The following is a 16,273-nucleotide window of genomic DNA, read 5'->3' as shown; positions in this document are numbered from 1 at the left end:
CTTAATTCTCCAGTGGTAGGGGTTCTTGAATCTGGGGCTGGCTGCTGGCCAGGGGCAGGCGCAAGGTAAAGCAGGTGCCTTGGCCCCGGGTCGATTGCACTTCCATTTGCCCCTTGTGGTTGTTGGTGATGATGAAGTACGACACCGACAGTCCGAGTCCGGTGCCCTGGCCGATCTCCTTGGTGGTGAAGAAGGGCTCGAAGGTGCGTTTGCGCACGCTTTCGCTCATGCCGACACCGTTGTCTTCCACCTGGATTTCCGCCCAGGGCGGATTCAGCTTGGTGCGCAGGATGATACGACCGGGTTCGCTGTCGTCCTCACGCTGGTGAATGGCCTGGGCGGCGTTCTTCAGCAGGTTGAGCAACACTTGCTCCAGCTCGTTGGCGGTGCCGGGCACGGGCCCCAGGTTCGGGTCGAACTGACGGATAATCGCCTGCCCCTTGAAGTCGAAGCCTATGGCCAGGTCAAAGTCATTGCTGGCGATTTCCACCGCCTGATCAATCAGTGCCGGCAGATCGCAGGGGGCCATCTGGCGATTGCTGCGCCGGCTGAAACTGAGCATGTGAGTGACGATCTTGGCGGCGCGGGCCCCGGCTTGTTGAATACCATCGAGCAACTGCGGCACTTCGCGGCTTTCCAGATAGTGGTTGACGGTTTGCAGTTCGACGCCGATCTGCTGCGCGTGTTCCAGGTTCTTGGGCAGATCGGGAGACAGCCGGCGACGAATGTTCTGCACGTTGTGCAGGATCGCTCCCAAAGGGTTGTTGATCTCGTGGGCCATGCCGGCCGCAAGACCACCCACCGACAGCATCTTCTCTGATTGCACCATCATTTCTTCCAGGGACAGGCGCTGGGTGATGTCGTCGATCCGAATCACCACGCCGCGACCGGCACCGCCCATCAGTGGGTAGAAGGTCAGGGCGTAGTGCTTGGCTTCCTCATCCTTGAACCAGGTCACCCGCTCGACCTTGGTGACGGTGTGCTGCTCGACGGTTTCCTTGAGTTGCGGCAGGAACGGCTTGAGGGGTTCGAAGGCGAGGAAGATCGGCTGGTTCAGGGCTTCGTCCAGGCGAGTGCCGGACAGGGCACTGGCTTCCTGGTTCCATTGGGTGACGTATAACTGCTCATCCAGGGCGATCAGCGCCGAGGGCATGGAGTCGATGATGCTGTTGAGATAGTTCTGGAAGCCGGTGAGTTTCTTCTCGATCTTGCTGCGCACCTGGACTTCCAGTTCCAGCTTGCGGTTGGTATGGCGGGTTTCCTCCGCCAGCCCCTGGGCTTGATCGTAGGCGGCCTGGGAGTCGTCCCGGGCACGTTTGAGCTGTTGTTCCCGGGCTTCGATGCGCGACAGCATGGTGTTGAAGGCTTCCGCCAGGCTGCCGATTTCATCGTGGTTGCCTCGGGAGGCGCGCAGAGAGTAGTTCTCTTCGCGAGTCACCTGGCGCGAAAGCACCTCGAGCTGGTGAATGGGCTGGGTGATCAGGCGCTTGATCTGCCGGGCGATGATCAGCCACAGCAACACGCTGAAAATCAGGATCCCCAGGCTTGCGGTGAGGGTGCCGGTGTAGAACGCCATCGGCAGTTCGCTGGTGGCCACCAGCAGCAGATGGCCAGGCGCCTGGCCCGGGCGGGGCAGGGCAATCACTTGGTTGCTGCGAAATTCGGTCAGTTGCCAGGCTTCGATGTGTCGGTAACGTTCGGGCAGCTTGAGGTGTTCACCGTGTTGCAGTTGGGCCAGGCGCATGCCCTTGCCGTCATAGAGAGCGGCCGCCCGCAGGGGGGTATAGCTGTCCAGCTCGCTGAGCAGCTTTTGCGCGTCCTCGGGAGAGTTCAGGGCCTGTGCCGCCAGGGCCGGGTTGGACACCAGCCGACCTATGGTCTGTAGCGCCTGGGGCGCCATGCTTTCCTGGGATATCCAGTAAGCGGCGCTGATAAAGGTTAGGTTGGCGACCAACAGCACGGTGGTCAGCAGGACAAGCAGGGCAGCCAGGAGCTTTTGGCCCACGGGCAGGTTTTCAAGACGCTGGCGCAATGGCATCGGCTGTATCGCTGGAAATGAGCAAGTGGGCAGCGTAGCCGCTGCTCAGTCGCTGGGCAATCCGAGTAAACGCAGGTGACTCACCAGACGTTGCTGCAACTGTTGCAGATGAGGCAGTTGCAAGCGGTGACGGGCGGCGGCCTGGCAGGCGTAGCCCAGTAAGTAGCTGATTTCGGTCCGCCGTTGACTGGCCACATCCTGATGCATCGAGGAGTAGTTGGCAGCGGTGGCCTGGATGACCCGCTCCACCTCCTGCTGCAGGTTCTGCGCCGCAGTAGGTTGGCCGCAGCATTGCAGCAACTCGCTCAGCTCGGCGCACAAGGTTGCCACTTCGCATTGGTGTTGCTGCAGGCCGCCGTTGCGACAGTCGTGCAGCACCGTCAAAGGATTGATCGCACAATTGAGCGCCAGCTTGCGCCAGAGTCGGGTCAGTATCTGGGTGCTCCATTCGTGGGGGATGCCACTGCTGCTCAACTCATCCAGCCAGATCGGCGGGGTAGGGTGGCCTGAGTCGCCCAGCCAGGTGTAGCCATGGCCGGCGAAGACTACTCGCCAGTCACCGTCGCGAAATGCGCCTTCGGTGCTGGAGGCGGCAATGCAGCGCGCTTGGGGTACTCTGGCGGCCACTGCGTCCTGGCTGCCCAGGCCATTTTGCAGCAGGATCAATTCGGCTCCCTGGGCCAGGCGGGGGGCGATGCTTGCTACCGCGGCTTCGGCGTCGTAGGCCTTGCACGCCAGCAGCAGGCGATGGATGGGGGCGGTGCTATCGCAGGTTTCCCCGGGTATGGCCTGCAAGCTGCTTTGGCCCTGCTCCACCAGGGTCAGGCCGCCTGCCGCCTGATAGGCCTGCAGGCGTGACTGATCGCGCAGGATCAGGCGCACGGGCAAGCCGGCGCGGGCCAGGCGGGTGGCCCACAAGGTGCCGAGGCTGCCGGCGCCGAGAACATGCCAGGTCGTGGACATCAAGTTTTCGCTCTGTTTCGCAGCCCCGCAAAGGGCGCGCGGTGAAGGAGTGGAAAGACCCGTTATAATGAGCGCGGATTTTAACCGCAAGCCGGGCGTGTTCGATGTTTTGAACAGCGCCCCTTTTTATTTGGAGAGATTACATGCCGTCGTTTGACGTGGTATCCGAACTGGACAAGCACGAAGTCACCAACGCGGTGGAAAACGCCGTCAAGGAACTGGATCGCCGTTATGACCTCAAGGGCAAGGGCAGCTTCGAGTTCAAGGACAAGGAACTGACTGTCAACCTGACCGCCGAAGCTGAATTCCAGCTTGAGGCCATGATCGAGATCCTCAAGCTGGCCCTGGTCAAGCGCAAGATCGACGTGCAGTGCCTGGAGGTCAAGGACGCTTTTGCCTCGGGCAAGGTGATGAAGCAGGAAGCCGTATTAAAGGAAGGCATCGATAAAGAGCTGGCGAAGAAGATCGTCGCCCATATCAAGGATGCCAAGCTGAAAGTGCAGGCGGCGATTCAAGGCGAGCAGGTACGGGTTACCGGCAAGAAGCGCGACGACCTGCAAGAGGCCATCGCTGCTCTGCGTGCCAAGGAATTCGGCATGCCGCTGCAGTTCAACAACTTCCGCGACTGACCCACTTCTCCGGGAACCTCTAGAGCTTTTTGGCGTCCGAGGCCGGAGCTATGGCAGAAACGATTGAGCTCCAGGTGAGCCGGTCGTTCTGCCGATCAGTCATGCACGCCGCAACCCCGGGAATCTGGAGAGATAGATGGATTTGAACGCTGAAGTAGACAACCTGGTCCGGGCTTCCCAAGCCTGGATTCCCATGATCATGGAATACGGCAGCCGGGTGCTGCTGGCGGTCATCACCCTGGCCATCGGCTGGTGGCTGATCAACAAACTGACTCATAAAGTGGGCAAGCTGCTGGCGCTGCGCAATGCCGACCTGGCGTTGCAGGGTTTTATCAGCAGCTTGGCCAACATCATTCTCAAAGTGCTGCTGATCGTCAGCGTGGCCTCGATGATTGGTGTCGAAACCACCTCTTTCGTCGCCGCGATCGGTGCTGCCGGTCTGGCCATCGGCCTGGCCTTGCAAGGCAGCCTGGCGAACTTCGCCGGCGGGGTGCTGATCCTGCTGTTCCGCCCATTTCGTATTGGCGACTTCATTGAAGCCCAGGGCATCAGCGGTAGCGTGGACAGCATTCAGATCTTCCACACCGTGTTGCGTACCGGTGACAACAAGACGGTGATCGTGCCTAACGGCAACCTGTCCAACGGCATTATTACCAACTACAACCGTCAGCCGACCCGCAAGGTAGTGTTCGACGTGGGTGTGGACTACGACGCGGATCTGCAGAAAGCCCGCGAGGTGCTGCTGGAGTTGGCGAAAGACGAACGTGTGCTGGCCGATCCTGCACCGGTAGCTGTGGTGTCCACTCTTGGAGACAGCGCGATTACCCTGTCGCTGCGGGTTTGGGTCAAGACTGAGGACTACTGGGACGTAATGTTCCAGTTCAATGAACTGTCCCGTGATCGCTTGAAGGCAGCTGGAATCGATATTCCCTTCCCGCAGCGAGTGATTCGTGTGGTTCAGGAAGCCGCTGTGTAGTAAGTCAGTTTCAAAAGTTGGCCGTACAGTCAACTAATGCTGTTCAAGACAGGGGGCTATCGGCCCCTTGTTGGTTTCAGGGGGCGGCCATTGATAGCTATCAAGTTGTAACCAGTATCAGCGAACATCAACTATTGATGTCTGTTTTCTTAGTTAGCTTGCTATTAAGTTTGCTGTTCGTCGTCAGTGCTTTTGCAAGCATAAAAAACCGCCGCCCTGATTCAGGACGGCGGTCTTTATTTTAACTGCGTGTTAGCGTACTCAGCTGAGCACTGAAATTACAAGATGCTCAGTGGGTACTCAACGATCAGGCGCAGGTCGTTCAGGTTGTCGTAGTTAGTCGCGCGGTAGTCGCTGTTGGTGCCACGATAGATCGCGTTACGCAGACGGAAGGACAGGTCCTTGGCCGGGCCTTCCTGAAGTACGTACTTGGCTTCTACGTCCCATTCGTGCTCTTTACCATCGCTGGAGTCAGCAACGGTAACGTTGCTGCCACGAATGTAGCGGGTCATGAAGCTCAGGCCTGGTACACCAAAGGAGGCCATGTTCAGGTCGTAGCGCGCCTGCCAGGATTTCTCATCTTCACCAACGAAGTCGGAGATCTGCACGGAGTTGGCTACGTAAACGGTACCGCCACCGTCGACGCCGTAGTTGTAGCCGGTTTTACCAGCGGACTGCTGGAAGGCCAGGGTGAACTTGTGGGCTTCGATGCTATAGGCGGCTGCCAGGCTCCAGACGCGGTTGTCCAGGTCGCCGGCCAGCTTCTTGCCGTCGTCCTTGCTGCGGTAGCCGTTGAAGTCGAAGTTCAGCGACTGTTTGTCGCTCAGCGGCAGGGTGTAGTTGACGTTGACGTACTGCTTCTTCCAGTAGTCTTCAACGTCGGAAGCGTGCACGGCGAAAATGAAGTTCTCAAGACCCGAGTAGGTGAAACCAGCGATGTTCGCTGCGCTCAGCCCTGGGTTTTGCTTGCCTGTGACACGGCTGCGACCGTTGATGCTGTCACGGCCCATGCCAGTTTGCGCGCTTAGAGCGGTGAAGCGACCGGCGCTCAGTTCCAGACCTTTGATCTCGTTGCTGGTGATCAGGGTACCGGTGGCGACTTCAGGCAGCAGGCGGCCGTCGTCGGTGGTGAAGACTGGGCTGGATACGAACTGGTTGCCGTATTTCAGAACGGTGTCGGAGATGCGGAATTTCGCTGCTGCGCCCAGTTTGGACTGGGTGTTTTCCGGTTCGCCGGAACCATTGGTGGCGAACAGACCGTTACCGGCACGACCTGCGCCGCCGTCGAGTTTCACGCTGCCCATGGCCATGGCATCGACACCAACACCGACGGTGCCTTGGGTGAAGCCGGATTGATAGTTGAGCAACTCGCTGATGCCGGTGTCTTGACGGTAGCCGCTGGTTTTATCGTCGGTGCCAGTGGTGTAAGTACCGTTACCACGACGTACGTTGCCCACGCCGTCTTTATAGTCACGGTTCATGTACATCGCACGGGTTTTCGCGGTCAGGGTGCTGTCTTCGATAAAGCCCTTTGCGTCGTCCTGGGAGGACGCGATTGCGAACTGCGAGGTGCCTGCTGATACAGCCAGGGCGATCATGCTCCACTTCATCACGCGCATCGTGATTTGCTCCTTTGGTTTTAGAAGAGTACTGCCGTCCCACCTGTTTTATTATCTGGGCGGCTCTTTCTTTTTGTGTCGGCGCAAACTTATATCACGCTGACAATGTTGGCGATACTTGCCTATCTATCCTTTCAGCTTCTTTACGACCCTGTCGCAAATTGCTCGATTGGTGTCGCAATTCTGCAGCCAGTCTGTATTCGGACCAACAACTTATGCAGTGTTCTTCGAAGCAATATCACGAGGAATTGAGCCCCCCCCCATGTACACACTCTACAAAGCACCGCGGGGCAACCCTGCCACTATTATTATGAGTCTGTGACGGGCCACTTCGGGTGGTCCGCCGCAGACAATGTCGGGTTGAATGCAACAAGCGTGCACAAACCGATTTTGCCCCGTGTTTTTTCTGCTGGGCGGCATGCTGACCTGTAAAAACCGCATAAAATCGCTCTTCCAAGCGTCTTTTTGTTTGGCTTGACGCCATGCTCTTCCTGGTGCAGGGCTGTGCAATAAGTTGCACAGCGTGCCAAAACGTTACCGCCGCACACTGCAAAGTGAGTAGACGGCGGATGCTTGAGGATTCCAGCGTAGACCGTCTGTACGATTCTGGTGCAAAACTTTTGCAACGCTGTGCACGGTTCATACAGTCATGGGCAAGTAGGGTGAGGAACATCAATGGCTTGGCCAGTCACTTTTCGGGTGTTTCCTGTGCCTTGTACGCAAATGGTGCGAAGCGCCGGAAAGTGTCCTGCTGTGGGGCGTGGCTCTTGCATTGAGGTGGCTCCTTGCCAAGTGGTGCGGGGGCGCTATCCGGGCTCAGGCTCATTGATCATGAAGCCCGATGCATTCGCAGGTATGCTGCGCGTCTGTCGCCTGGCCAGTGCCGTTGATGCTGAAAACCAGGTTGGAATGAGTTGAGCGGGAGTAAGCGCGGTGTTCACTTTAGATTCACGGCTGCAACAAGACACATTGCCCATCGGGGATTTCCCCCTCTGCCGGTTGTTGCTGTCCAATGATGCAAACTATCCCTGGTTCATCCTGGTACCACGTCGGGAAGATATCAGTGAGTTGTTTCAGCTGGATGTCACCGACCAGCAGCAACTGTGGCGGGAAACCACGGCTCTGGCTGAAGTGCTCAAGGACGCCTTCGACGCCGACAAGATGAATGTGGCGACCCTGGGTAATGTGGTCAGCCAGTTGCATATGCATGTGATCGTGCGTAAGCGTGATGATGCCGCCTGGCCCGCGCCGGTTTGGGGCAAGCATCCGGCCAAGCCTTATAGTGCGCAGCAGGTTGAGGCGATCCGTGATCGGTTGCGGGTGGTGTTGGCCGATGATTTCCAGTTTCTGGAGGACTGAGCTATGAGTCTGGAAGAACGTGTAACCGATCTGGAGAGCCGTCTGGCGTTCCAGGATGACACCATTCAAGCCTTGAACGATGTGCTGGTATCGCAACAGAAGGTTGTGGAACGCCTGCAGCTGCAGATGAGTGCCTTGCTCAAGCGTCAGGAAGAAATGGTCGGGCAGTTCGAATCTTTCGATGAGGAGGCGCCGCCGCCACATTATTGAGGGAGAGCAGGTGTCTTTGATGCATAAAAAAACCGCGCCTTGGCGCGGTTTTTTTGTGGGCGTTGATCAGCGGCGTGGCAATGCGGCGATGACATCTTCGGCTTGCAGGCCCTTGTCGCGGTTCATCACCGAAAACTCTACGCGCTGGCCTTCTACCAGGACACGGTGGCCTTCTCCGCGAATGGCGCGAAAGTGCACGAAGATATCGTCCCCGGAGTCCCGGGAGATAAAGCCGAAACCCTTGGAGGTGTTGAACCACTTCACGGTGCCGGTATCGCGATTGCTCATGTCGTAAGTAGGCGCGGTGGAGGCCGCCGGTGAGGACTTGTAAAAGCTGATGGCCAGATGCAGGGCCACGGCGAGCACAGCGATCAACAAACTGGCCAGGACTGCCGGTTGGCCGCCAATGACAGGCATGGGTGCCAGCAGGGTGAGGGTTTGCAGGACCACAACCAGCACCAGCAGGGCACTGACCAGGTTCTGCAGATGATGGCGCGAGCCTTTGTTCCAGTAAGGGATAACTGGAGCGAGGATCAGGTTGAGCAGGCCGAAAAGGGCCAGGTAAATAGCATCGGGTTGTTGCAGGTAGGGAATTGCGTCGGATCTAAGGCTCGGAATCAAGGACAGCAGCAGAGCTGCAATGCCTGTCAGCAGGTGGACTATTTTCAACATTTTGATTAACTCACGTTAAGAAGGAAGCACAAGGAAGAGCTGATTACGCACGGTTCGCTTCTGAACAAATAGGTGAGGCGGTGGTTACGTACGCGGTGTCAGCCTATGCGCGCTGGCCGAAGAAATAGGCAACAGCGACACGGGCTCTATTTAACAGCAAAGCCCAGGCCTTCTCAAATCAGCAGCGGCACGTTGGCGGGGGGCGCAAATGCCGTGGCTCAGGCGGTGGGTTCGCAGTATTGGGCAAAGGCCTGTTCTAGACGGATGGCAGAGGGTTTGCCAAGGAACGTCGGTTTTTCCCTGCTGTCAAAATCGGCTCGAACTCAAGGCTTAAACGCCTTGGCTGGGCCGCGAGACAATCCACCGCAGGCTGATCGACGATCCTGGTCGGCGAGCGAGCAGTACTCTTGCTAGAGTGGTCCGGCAGCTGATTGGGTGAATCCATCCCGTTAACGGAGAGAAACATGGCAATTGATATCGGTATCAGCGAAGAAGATCGTAAATCCATCGTCGACGGCCTTTCCCGTCTGCTTTCGGATACCTACGTGTTGTACCTGAAAACCCATAACTTCCATTGGAACGTCACCGGTCCACAGTTTCGTACTCTGCACCTGATGTTCGAGGAGCAATACAACGAACTGGCCCTGGCCGTCGACCTGATTGCCGAACGTATCCGTGCCTTGGGCTTCCCGGCTCCGGGTGCCTATTCCATTTATGCCCGACTGTCCTCGATCAAGGAGGAGGAGGGCGTGCCGGCGGCTGAAGAAATGATCAAGCAGCTGGTGGCCGGTCAGGAAGCGGTAACCCGCACCGCCCGCGGCATCTTTCCGTTGCTGGACAAGGTCAGCGATGAACCGACAGCGGATCTGCTGACCCAACGTATGCAGGTGCATGAAAAAACCGCATGGATGCTGCGTTCTCTGCTGGAAAATCGTTAAGCCTGTAATCGCGAATGGCGCCCCGGGCGTCATTCGCGCCTTTTCACAGCGTCCGCTATCTATATGGTCATACGGCTGCACAGGGCCGATTTAATGGATATAATCCCGCTCTTTGCTAAGTAGCCCGAGCTTTGGCGTGGGCTCTGGCTGTAGTTCAAGCAGTAATCTGGATCGCCGAGACGCCCCCCATGCCCATATACGACTACCAATGCGCTTCCTGTGGTCATCAGTTGGAAGCCATTCAAAAGATCAGCGCCGCGCCGCTGGTCGACTGCCCTGCCTGCCAGGCGCCTGAGCTGAAAAAGATGCTGTCCATGCCCGGTTTCCGTCTCAGCGGTACCGGCTGGTATGAAACCGACTTCAAGACCGGCTCCAAGAAGAATCTGGCCGGTGGCGACAAAGCTGACTAAGTTGAACGACACGCGCGAGTTCTTGCACTATCCGGCACCTTGAGGTGCGCAAGGCCTCCATCGAATTTCGAATTACGAGAAGTGAAACCACTACCATGATGCGCAGCCATTATTGCGGCCAACTGAACGAAAGCCTGGAAGGTCAGGAAGTAACCCTTTGCGGATGGGTCCACCGTCGCCGTGACCATGGCGGAGTGATTTTCCTCGATATCCGTGATCGTGAAGGTCTGGCCCAGGTGGTGTTCGACCCGGACCGCGCTGAAACCTTCGCCGCCGCCGACCGCGTGCGCAGTGAATACGTAGTCAAGATCACCGGCAAGGTGCGTCTGCGCCCGGCCGGTGCCGGCAACGCCAACATGGCTTCGGGCATGATCGAAGTCCTGGGCTACGAGCTGGAAGTGCTGAACGAAGCGGAAACCCCGCCGTTCCCGCTCAACGAATACTCCGACGTGGGTGAAGAAACCCGTCTGCGCTATCGCTTTATCGACCTGCGCCGTCCGGAAATGGCCGAGAAGCTGCGTCTGCGTTCGCGCATGACCACCAGCATCCGTCGCTACCTGGACGAGAACGGTTTCCTCGACGTGGAAACCCCGATCCTGACTCGCGCCACTCCGGAAGGCGCCCGCGACTATCTGGTGCCGAGCCGTACCCACGCCGGCAGCTTCTTCGCCCTGCCGCAATCGCCACAGCTGTTCAAACAGTTGCTGATGGTGGCCGGCTTCGACCGCTACTACCAGATCGCCAAGTGCTTCCGTGACGAAGACCTGCGTGCCGACCGTCAGCCTGAGTTCACTCAGATCGACATCGAGACCAGCTTCCTCGACGAAAAAGACATCATGGGCCTGACCGAAGGCATGATCCGCAACCTGTTCAAGGAAGTGCTGGGTCTGGAGTTCGGCGAATTCCCGCACATGACCTTTGAAGAAGCCATGCGTCGCTACGGTTCCGACAAGCCGGACCTGCGCAACCCGCTGGAACTGGTGGACGTTGCCGACCAGCTCAAGGAAGTGGAATTCAAGGTCTTCAGCGGCCCGGCCAACGATCCGAAATGCCGTATCGCCGCCCTGCGCGTTCCTGGCGGGGCGAGCATGCCGCGCAAGCAGATCGATGATTACACCAAGTTTGTCGGCATCTACGGTGCCAAGGGCCTGGCGTACATCAAGGTCAACGAGCGCGCCAAGGGTGTTGAAGGCCTGCAATCGCCGATCGTGAAAAACATTCCGGAAGCCAACCTGAACGTGATCCTGGATCGCGTGGGTGCGGTCGACGGCGATATCGTGTTCTTTGGTGCCGACAAGGCCAAGATCGTCAGCGAAGCCCTGGGCGCCCTGCGCATCAAGCTCGGTCACGACCTGAACCTGCTGACCTGCGAATGGGCTCCGATGTGGGTAGTCGACTTCCCGATGTTCGAAGAGAACGACGACGGTAGCTTCACCGCCTTGCACCACCCGTTCACCGCACCGAAATGCTCGCCTGAAGAGCTGGAAGCCAACCCGGCTACTGCTCTGTCGCGCGCTTACGACATGGTTCTGAACGGCACCGAGCTGGGTGGCGGTTCGATCCGTATCCACCGCAAGGAAATGCAGCAAGCGGTGTTCCGCCTGCTGGGTATCAGCGAAGCCGAGCAGGAAGAGAAGTTCGGCTTCCTGCTGGACGCCCTCAAATACGGCGCGCCGCCGCACGGTGGCCTGGCCTTCGGTCTGGACCGTCTGGTGATGCTGATGACCGGCGCCCAGTCGATCCGTGAAGTGATCGCCTTCCCGAAAACCCAGAGCGCGGCCTGCGTCATGACTCAGGCACCGGGTCTGGTGGATGCCAAGGCTCTGCGCGAGCTGCACATCCGTCTGCGTGAACAGCCTAAGGCTGAATAAGCCGGCCCGATAAGGCGCACCTTCGGGTGCGCTTTTTCTATGGGTCGAGTTTTTGTTGCCCGTACCCGCCAAGTGGCACGGGCGATGTTTCAAAGAGAATTTGGAGCAAGTTATGGCAGGTCATTCCAAGTGGGCGAACATCAAGCACCGCAAAGAGCGTCAGGATGCCAAGAGAGGCAAGATCTTCACCAAGTGGATTCGTGAGCTGACTGTTGCCGCCCGCCAGGGCGGTGGCGATCCGAACTCCAATCCACGCCTGCGCCTGGCCCTGGACAAGGCCCTGGGCGCCAACATGAGTCGCGACATCATCGATCGTGCCATCGCCCGTGGCACCGGCGCTGCCGGCAGCGACGACGTGGTCGAGCTGACTTATGAAGGTTACGGCCCCAACGGCGTGGCGGTGATGGTCGAATGCATGACCGACAACCGCAACCGTACAGCGGCTGCTGTTCGTCATGCCTTCAGCAAGTGCGGCGGCAATCTGGGCACCGACGGTTCGGTGGCCTATCTGTTCGAGCGCAAGGGGCAGATCACCTTCGCCGAAGGTGTCGATGAAGACGCGCTGATGGAAGCAGCGATGGAAGCCGATGCCGACGACGTGGTCACCAACGAAGACGGTTCCATCGACGTGTTCACCTCGTTCGCCGGTTTCTATGGCGTGCGCAATGCCCTGGAAGCGGCAGGTTTCACTGCTGCGGACGCAGAAATCGTCATGCTGCCCACCACCAGTGCCGAACTGGATCTGGAAGGCGCGGAAAAGGTTCTCAAGCTGATCGACATGCTGGAAGACCTGGATGACGTGCAGAACGTCTATTCCAACGCCGATATTCCTGAGTCGGTTGCCGAGCAGCTCGGCTGATTCAACTGCACTAACCTTGAGGCCGGATGTGCGAAGCCGCGAGTGTTACGCGGCGGGGTGCCTCCGGCTTCTGCCTTTTCGCTGTTCCGGTCGTGGCCGGCAAGCCTCTTTATTCAAGCAGCAGGCGTTATGACTCTTATTCTTGGCATCGACCCCGGTTCGCGCATTACCGGCTATGGCGTGGTTCGAGACACGGGGCGCGGCTGTGTGTACGTGGCCTCCGGTTGCATCCGTACCGGCGCCGGCGAATTGCCCGAACGGCTGCAGATCGTCTATCGCGGTGTTCGTGAGGTCATCCAGACCTACGGTCCGGTGACCATGGGGATCGAGAAGGTGTTCATGGCGCGCAATGCCGACTCGGCGCTGAAGCTCGGTCAGGCACGTGGCGCGGCGATTGTCGCCGGCGCCGAAGAAGGACTGGAGATTGCCGAGTACACCGCCACCCAGGTCAAGCAGGCCGTGGCCGGTACCGGTGGCGCCAATAAGGAACAGGTGCAAATGATGGTCATGCACTTGCTCAAATTGACCACCAAGCCGCAGATCGATGCCTCGGACGCCCTGGCCATCGCCATCTGTCACGCCCACACCCGTTCCAGTCTGCTGCCTCATGGGCTGGGAACGGCACGCAGTCGTGGCGGTCGCTTGCGTCTCTGATAGCATCAGCGCAGTCATTTTAGGAGTGGAGCGTTGCGCGGCCGAGTCCCCGGCCCGCACGCTTGCTCTGTGAGTCGCCAGCTGCGGGCTGGCCATCGCCTAAGGATCTGAAACGTGATTGGACGCTTGCGCGGCACTCTGGCTGAGAAACAGCCGCCGCACCTGATTCTTGATGTAAATGGGCTGGGGTATGAAGTCGAAGTGCCGATGACCACCCTGTATCGCCTGCCGTCGGTCGGCGAACCCCTGACCTTGCACACCCATTTGGTCGTCCGCGAGGATGCGCAGTTACTCTACGGCTTCGCCAGCAAGCGCGAGCGAGACTTTTTCCGCGAGTTGATCCGTCTCAACGGTGTGGGCCCGAAACTGGCCCTGGCCTTGATGTCCAGCCTTGAGGTGGATGAGCTGGTGCGTTGCGTGCAGGCCCAGGACACCTCGGCCTTGACCAAGGTGCCCGGAGTCGGCAAGAAAACCGCCGAGCGCTTGCTGGTGGAGCTCAAGGACCGCTTCAAAGCCTGGGAAACCGTACCGAGCATGTTTGCCCTGGTGCCGAACCAGCCGGATGCGCCGGTGCCGGTGGCCAGCGCCGAGTCGGATGCGGTCAGTGCGCTGATCTCCCTGGGCTACAAGCCGCAGGAAGCCAGCAAGGCGGTTTCCGCGATCAAAGACAAAGGCTTGAGCAGTGAAGACATGATCCGCCGAGCCCTGAAGGGAATGATTTAAGTGATTGAAGCTGACCGTCTGATCGCCGCCACGGGCCCCCGTGAGCGCGAGGAAATCCAGGACCGGGCGATTCGTCCAGTCAGTCTGGCCGACTATATTGGCCAGCCTAGCGTGCGCGAGCAGATGGAGCTGTTCATCCAGGCGGCCCGCGGGCGCAACGAGTCTTTGGATCACACCTTGATCTTCGGCCCTCCGGGGCTGGGCAAGACCACCCTGGCCAACATCATTGCCGAGGAAATGGGGGTATCGATCAAGAGCACTTCCGGCCCGGTGCTGGAGCGCCCTGGTGATCTGGCGGCGCTGCTGACCAATCTTGAACCCCATGACGTACTGTTTATCGACGAGATTCATCGGCTGTCGCCGATCGTCGAGGAAGTGCTGTACCCGGCCATGGAGGACTTCCAGCTCGACATCATGATCGGCGAAGGCCCTGCGGCGCGCTCGATCAAACTGGACCTGCCGCCGTTCACTCTGGTGGGGGCGACCACGCGTGCGGGGATGCTGACCAACCCGTTGCGCGATCGTTTCGGTATCGTCCAGCGCCTGGAGTTCTACAGCACGGCGGATCTGGCGACTATTGTCAGTCGTTCCGCCGGCATTCTCGGCTTGCCGTTGGACCCGGAGGGCGCCTTCGAGGTGGCTCGGCGTGCCCGGGGTACTCCGCGGATCGCCAATCGGCTATTGCGCCGGGTGCGGGATTTTGCCGAAGTGCGAGCCAAGGGCCATATCACCAAGCCGATCGCTGATCTGGCACTGAACCTGCTGGACGTTGATGAGCGTGGCTTCGACCACCAGGACCGGCGTCTACTGCTGACCATGATCGAGAAGTTCGACGGTGGCCCGGTAGGGGTCGACAGCCTGGCTGCGGCCATCAGCGAAGAGCGTCATACCATCGAGGATGTGCTGGAACCGTACCTGATCCAGCAGGGCTACATCATGCGTACCCCTCGTGGTCGTGTGGTGACCCGGCATGCGTACCTGCACTTCGGTCTAAACATTCCGTCACGAATGGGGGACATGCCCGTGGTAGACGAATTCCTCGATGCCGTGGACGATTAGTAACCCGCGCCTTGTCGATTTATTCGGGGTTTGTGCTGTCCTAGGGACTGGCGTCGTTAAAACTTCACGAAAAGTCGTTCAAGAATGAAAAAACAGTTGCCTGGCCGGATTGGCAACCTGAGGAGTAAGCACTAGAGTATGCGCGCGCAAAACGGGCTTGAGCCGTTCGCACATCGTTGTCGCGTTTATTACGAGGACACCGATGCTGGCGGCATCGTGTATTACGTTAATTACCTTAAGTTTATGGAGCGGGCTCGAACCGAGCGGCTACGACACTTGGGCTTTGCCCAATCGCAGCTGGCAGGGGAGAACCTGTTATTCGTCGTGCATTCCAGCGAAGCGCGTTATCACGCGCCGGCGCGACTGGACGACGAGCTTCTGGTCAGTGCCCAAGTCACCGAATTGAACCGGGTCAGCCTGCGCTTCACTCAGCAGGTCAGGCGATCCACGGATAATGCGCTGCTCTGTGAAGGGCAGTTTTTGGTGGCCTGTGTGCGCGCCGACACTTTCAAACCCCGCGCCATTCCAGACGCTCTGCGTACGGCCTTTGCCGACGAGAGCAGCGCGGGTACACACTCAGAGCAGGAGATAAAGCGTGGAAGCTAACGTCGTCGACCATTCCTCCATGTGGAGCCTGGTCAGCAATGCCAGCGTTGTAGTGCAGTTGGTAATGCTGACCCTGGTTGCCGCATCGGTGACTTCATGGATCATGATCTTTCAGCGCAGCAACCTGCTGCGCGCCGGTCGACGTGCCCTGGAGAGCTTCGAAGAGCGCTTCTGGTCCGGTATCGACCTGTCCAAGCTGTACCGTCAGGCGGGCAGCAACCCTGACCCGGATTCGGGCGTAGAGCAGATCTTCCGTGCCGGTTTCAAGGAGTTCTCCCGTCTGCGCCAGCAACCAGGCGTCGATCCTGAAGCGGTCATGGAAGGCGTGGCCCGCGCCATGCGTGTAGCGATTTCCCGCGAAGAAGAAAAGCTCGAACAGAGCCTGCCGTTCCTCGCCACCGTCGGTTCGGTCAGCCCGTACATCGGTCTGTTCGGTACTGTCTGGGGGATCATGAACTCCTTCCGCGGCCTGGCTCAGGCACAGCAAGCGACCCTGGCCACTGTGGCCCCGGGTATCGCCGAAGCCCTGATCGCTACGGCCATCGGCCTGTTCGCGGCCATCCCGGCGGTGATCGCCTACAACCGTTTCGCCGCTCGTGGCGAGACGCTGATCAGCCGCTACTACACCTTCGCCGACGAGTTCCAGGCGATCCTGCACCGTAAAGTGCACACCAGCGAAGAGTGAGC

General features: G+C 58.9%; 17 protein-coding genes. 13 read left to right on the top strand and 4 right to left on the bottom strand.

Translation table 11 applies throughout. The features are described 5' to 3' along the window. Nucleotide 1 precedes the first annotated feature (1 nt). Nucleotides 2-2,038 carry an ATP-binding protein gene (locus J5M73_RS15775; RefSeq protein ID WP_102860548.1) on the bottom strand — a complete coding sequence of 679 codons (2,037 nt, stop codon included), beginning with the start codon at nucleotides 2,036-2,038 and terminating at the stop codon, nucleotides 2-4. A gap of 45 nt (nucleotides 2,039-2,083) precedes the next feature. Further along, nucleotides 2,084-3,001: a putative 2-dehydropantoate 2-reductase gene (locus tag J5M73_RS15770; RefSeq protein WP_102860549.1), complete on the bottom strand. Its 918-nt coding sequence runs from the start codon at nucleotides 2,999-3,001 to the stop codon at nucleotides 2,084-2,086. 143 nt (nucleotides 3,002-3,144) lie between these two features. Between J5M73_RS15770 and J5M73_RS15765 the strand changes: the two genes are divergently transcribed. Further along, nucleotides 3,145-3,630, top strand: coding sequence for a YajQ family cyclic di-GMP-binding protein (locus J5M73_RS15765; RefSeq protein ID WP_102860550.1), 486 nt, complete (start codon nucleotides 3,145-3,147; stop codon nucleotides 3,628-3,630). A 136-nt stretch (nucleotides 3,631-3,766) separates the two neighbouring features. Beyond that, the gene (locus tag J5M73_RS15760; RefSeq protein ID WP_102860551.1) at nucleotides 3,767-4,606 is read left to right on the top strand and encodes a mechanosensitive ion channel family protein; all 840 of its coding nucleotides are present in this window, start codon (nucleotides 3,767-3,769) and stop codon (nucleotides 4,604-4,606) included. Between the two features lie 278 nt (nucleotides 4,607-4,884). On the opposite strand, the gene J5M73_RS15755 is transcribed toward J5M73_RS15760, so the two are convergent. After that, nucleotides 4,885-6,225, bottom strand: coding sequence for an OprD family porin (locus tag J5M73_RS15755; protein ID WP_102860552.1), 1,341 nt, complete (start codon nucleotides 6,223-6,225; stop codon nucleotides 4,885-4,887). Nucleotides 6,226-7,158: 933 nt separating this feature from the next. Between J5M73_RS15755 and J5M73_RS15750 the strand changes: the two genes are divergently transcribed. Together J5M73_RS15750 and J5M73_RS15745 are read left to right on the top strand one after the other, a co-directional pair. Beyond that, complete coding sequence (locus J5M73_RS15750) at nucleotides 7,159-7,584, top strand: HIT domain-containing protein (protein ID WP_102860553.1); 426 nt, start codon at nucleotides 7,159-7,161, stop codon at nucleotides 7,582-7,584. 3 nt (nucleotides 7,585-7,587) lie between these two features. Next, nucleotides 7,588-7,794 (top strand): SlyX family protein, encoded by a 207-nt coding sequence (locus tag J5M73_RS15745; RefSeq protein ID WP_207815850.1) that lies wholly within the window; start codon nucleotides 7,588-7,590, stop codon nucleotides 7,792-7,794. Between the two features lie 66 nt (nucleotides 7,795-7,860). Here J5M73_RS15745 and J5M73_RS32065 read toward each other — a convergent pair whose 3' ends face one another. Further along, nucleotides 7,861-8,466: a cold-shock protein gene (locus J5M73_RS32065; protein WP_102860555.1), complete on the bottom strand. Its 606-nt coding sequence runs from the start codon at nucleotides 8,464-8,466 to the stop codon at nucleotides 7,861-7,863. Between the two features lie 464 nt (nucleotides 8,467-8,930). Here J5M73_RS32065 and J5M73_RS15735 point away from each other — a divergent pair, with 464 nt between their 5' ends. The 9 genes from J5M73_RS15735 to tolQ all read left to right on the top strand — a co-directional run bounded on the left by J5M73_RS15735 (nucleotide 8,931) and on the right by tolQ (nucleotide 16,271). Next, nucleotides 8,931-9,404: a Dps family protein gene (locus tag J5M73_RS15735; protein ID WP_011063023.1), complete on the top strand. Its 474-nt coding sequence runs from the start codon at nucleotides 8,931-8,933 to the stop codon at nucleotides 9,402-9,404. Nucleotides 9,405-9,592: 188 nt separating this feature from the next. Beyond that, a complete protein-coding gene (locus tag J5M73_RS15730) occupies nucleotides 9,593-9,814 on the top strand; it encodes a zinc ribbon domain-containing protein (protein WP_207815848.1) in 222 nt (73 codons plus the stop codon). A 95-nt stretch (nucleotides 9,815-9,909) separates the two neighbouring features. Further along, complete coding sequence (aspS, locus tag J5M73_RS15725) at nucleotides 9,910-11,685, top strand: aspartate--tRNA ligase (protein ID WP_011063022.1); 1,776 nt, start codon at nucleotides 9,910-9,912, stop codon at nucleotides 11,683-11,685. A gap of 112 nt (nucleotides 11,686-11,797) precedes the next feature. After that, nucleotides 11,798-12,544 carry a YebC/PmpR family DNA-binding transcriptional regulator gene (locus J5M73_RS15720; RefSeq protein ID WP_102860556.1) on the top strand — a complete coding sequence of 249 codons (747 nt, stop codon included), beginning with the start codon at nucleotides 11,798-11,800 and terminating at the stop codon, nucleotides 12,542-12,544. A 129-nt stretch (nucleotides 12,545-12,673) separates the two neighbouring features. Then, nucleotides 12,674-13,198: a crossover junction endodeoxyribonuclease RuvC gene (ruvC, locus tag J5M73_RS15715; protein WP_016963215.1), complete on the top strand. Its 525-nt coding sequence runs from the start codon at nucleotides 12,674-12,676 to the stop codon at nucleotides 13,196-13,198. A gap of 114 nt (nucleotides 13,199-13,312) precedes the next feature. Continuing rightward, the gene (gene ruvA / locus J5M73_RS15710) at nucleotides 13,313-13,921 is read left to right on the top strand and encodes a Holliday junction branch migration protein RuvA (protein WP_110594877.1); all 609 of its coding nucleotides are present in this window, start codon (nucleotides 13,313-13,315) and stop codon (nucleotides 13,919-13,921) included. Further along, nucleotides 13,922-14,980, top strand: coding sequence for a Holliday junction branch migration DNA helicase RuvB (gene ruvB, locus J5M73_RS15705; RefSeq protein ID WP_011063018.1), 1,059 nt, complete (start codon nucleotides 13,922-13,924; stop codon nucleotides 14,978-14,980). It abuts the gene before it with no gap. 138 nt (nucleotides 14,981-15,118) lie between these two features. Further along, nucleotides 15,119-15,586 (top strand): tol-pal system-associated acyl-CoA thioesterase, encoded by a 468-nt coding sequence (gene ybgC / locus J5M73_RS15700; RefSeq protein ID WP_102860558.1) that lies wholly within the window; start codon nucleotides 15,119-15,121, stop codon nucleotides 15,584-15,586. Continuing rightward, nucleotides 15,576-16,271, top strand: a complete 696-nt coding sequence (gene tolQ, locus J5M73_RS15695; protein ID WP_011063016.1) for a protein TolQ — start codon at nucleotides 15,576-15,578, stop codon at nucleotides 16,269-16,271. Before ybgC ends, tolQ begins: the two co-directional genes overlap by 11 nt. The last annotated feature ends 2 nt before the right edge of the window (nucleotides 16,272-16,273 follow it).

It is taken from the genome of Pseudomonas sp. 50_B (genome assembly GCF_017491625.1).
Classification (GTDB): Bacteria; Pseudomonadota; Gammaproteobacteria; order Pseudomonadales; family Pseudomonadaceae; genus Aquipseudomonas; species Aquipseudomonas danubii.
The sequence above is the reverse complement of the archived record's forward strand: the minus strand, read 5'-3'. Positions and strand labels throughout refer to the sequence as shown.

Bases quoted from the DNA above. Each gene is read 5' to 3' on its own strand.
- J5M73_RS15770 (WP_102860549.1), bottom strand. From the start codon at position 3,001: ATGTCCACGACCTGGCATGTTCTCGGCGCCGGCAGCCTCGGCACCTTG.
- aspS (WP_011063022.1), top strand. From the start codon at position 9,910: ATGATGCGCAGCCATTATTGCGGCCAACTGAACGAAAGCCTGGAAGGT.
- J5M73_RS15720 (WP_102860556.1), top strand. From the start codon at position 11,798: ATGGCAGGTCATTCCAAGTGGGCGAACATCAAGCACCGCAAAGAGCGT.
- J5M73_RS15760 (WP_102860551.1), top strand. From the start codon at position 3,767: ATGGATTTGAACGCTGAAGTAGACAACCTGGTCCGGGCTTCCCAAGCC.
- ruvC (WP_016963215.1), top strand. From the start codon at position 12,674: ATGACTCTTATTCTTGGCATCGACCCCGGTTCGCGCATTACCGGCTAT.
- J5M73_RS15775 (WP_102860548.1), bottom strand. From the start codon at position 2,038: ATGCCATTGCGCCAGCGTCTTGAAAACCTGCCCGTGGGCCAAAAGCTC.
- J5M73_RS32065 (WP_102860555.1), bottom strand. From the start codon at position 8,466: ATGTTGAAAATAGTCCACCTGCTGACAGGCATTGCAGCTCTGCTGCTG.
- J5M73_RS15730 (WP_207815848.1), top strand. From the start codon at position 9,593: ATGCCCATATACGACTACCAATGCGCTTCCTGTGGTCATCAGTTGGAA.
- J5M73_RS15765 (WP_102860550.1), top strand. From the start codon at position 3,145: ATGCCGTCGTTTGACGTGGTATCCGAACTGGACAAGCACGAAGTCACC.
- J5M73_RS15755 (WP_102860552.1), bottom strand. From the start codon at position 6,225: ATGCGCGTGATGAAGTGGAGCATGATCGCCCTGGCTGTATCAGCAGGC.
- J5M73_RS15745 (WP_207815850.1), top strand. From the start codon at position 7,588: ATGAGTCTGGAAGAACGTGTAACCGATCTGGAGAGCCGTCTGGCGTTC.
- J5M73_RS15735 (WP_011063023.1), top strand. From the start codon at position 8,931: ATGGCAATTGATATCGGTATCAGCGAAGAAGATCGTAAATCCATCGTC.
- ybgC (WP_102860558.1), top strand. From the start codon at position 15,119: ATGCGCGCGCAAAACGGGCTTGAGCCGTTCGCACATCGTTGTCGCGTT.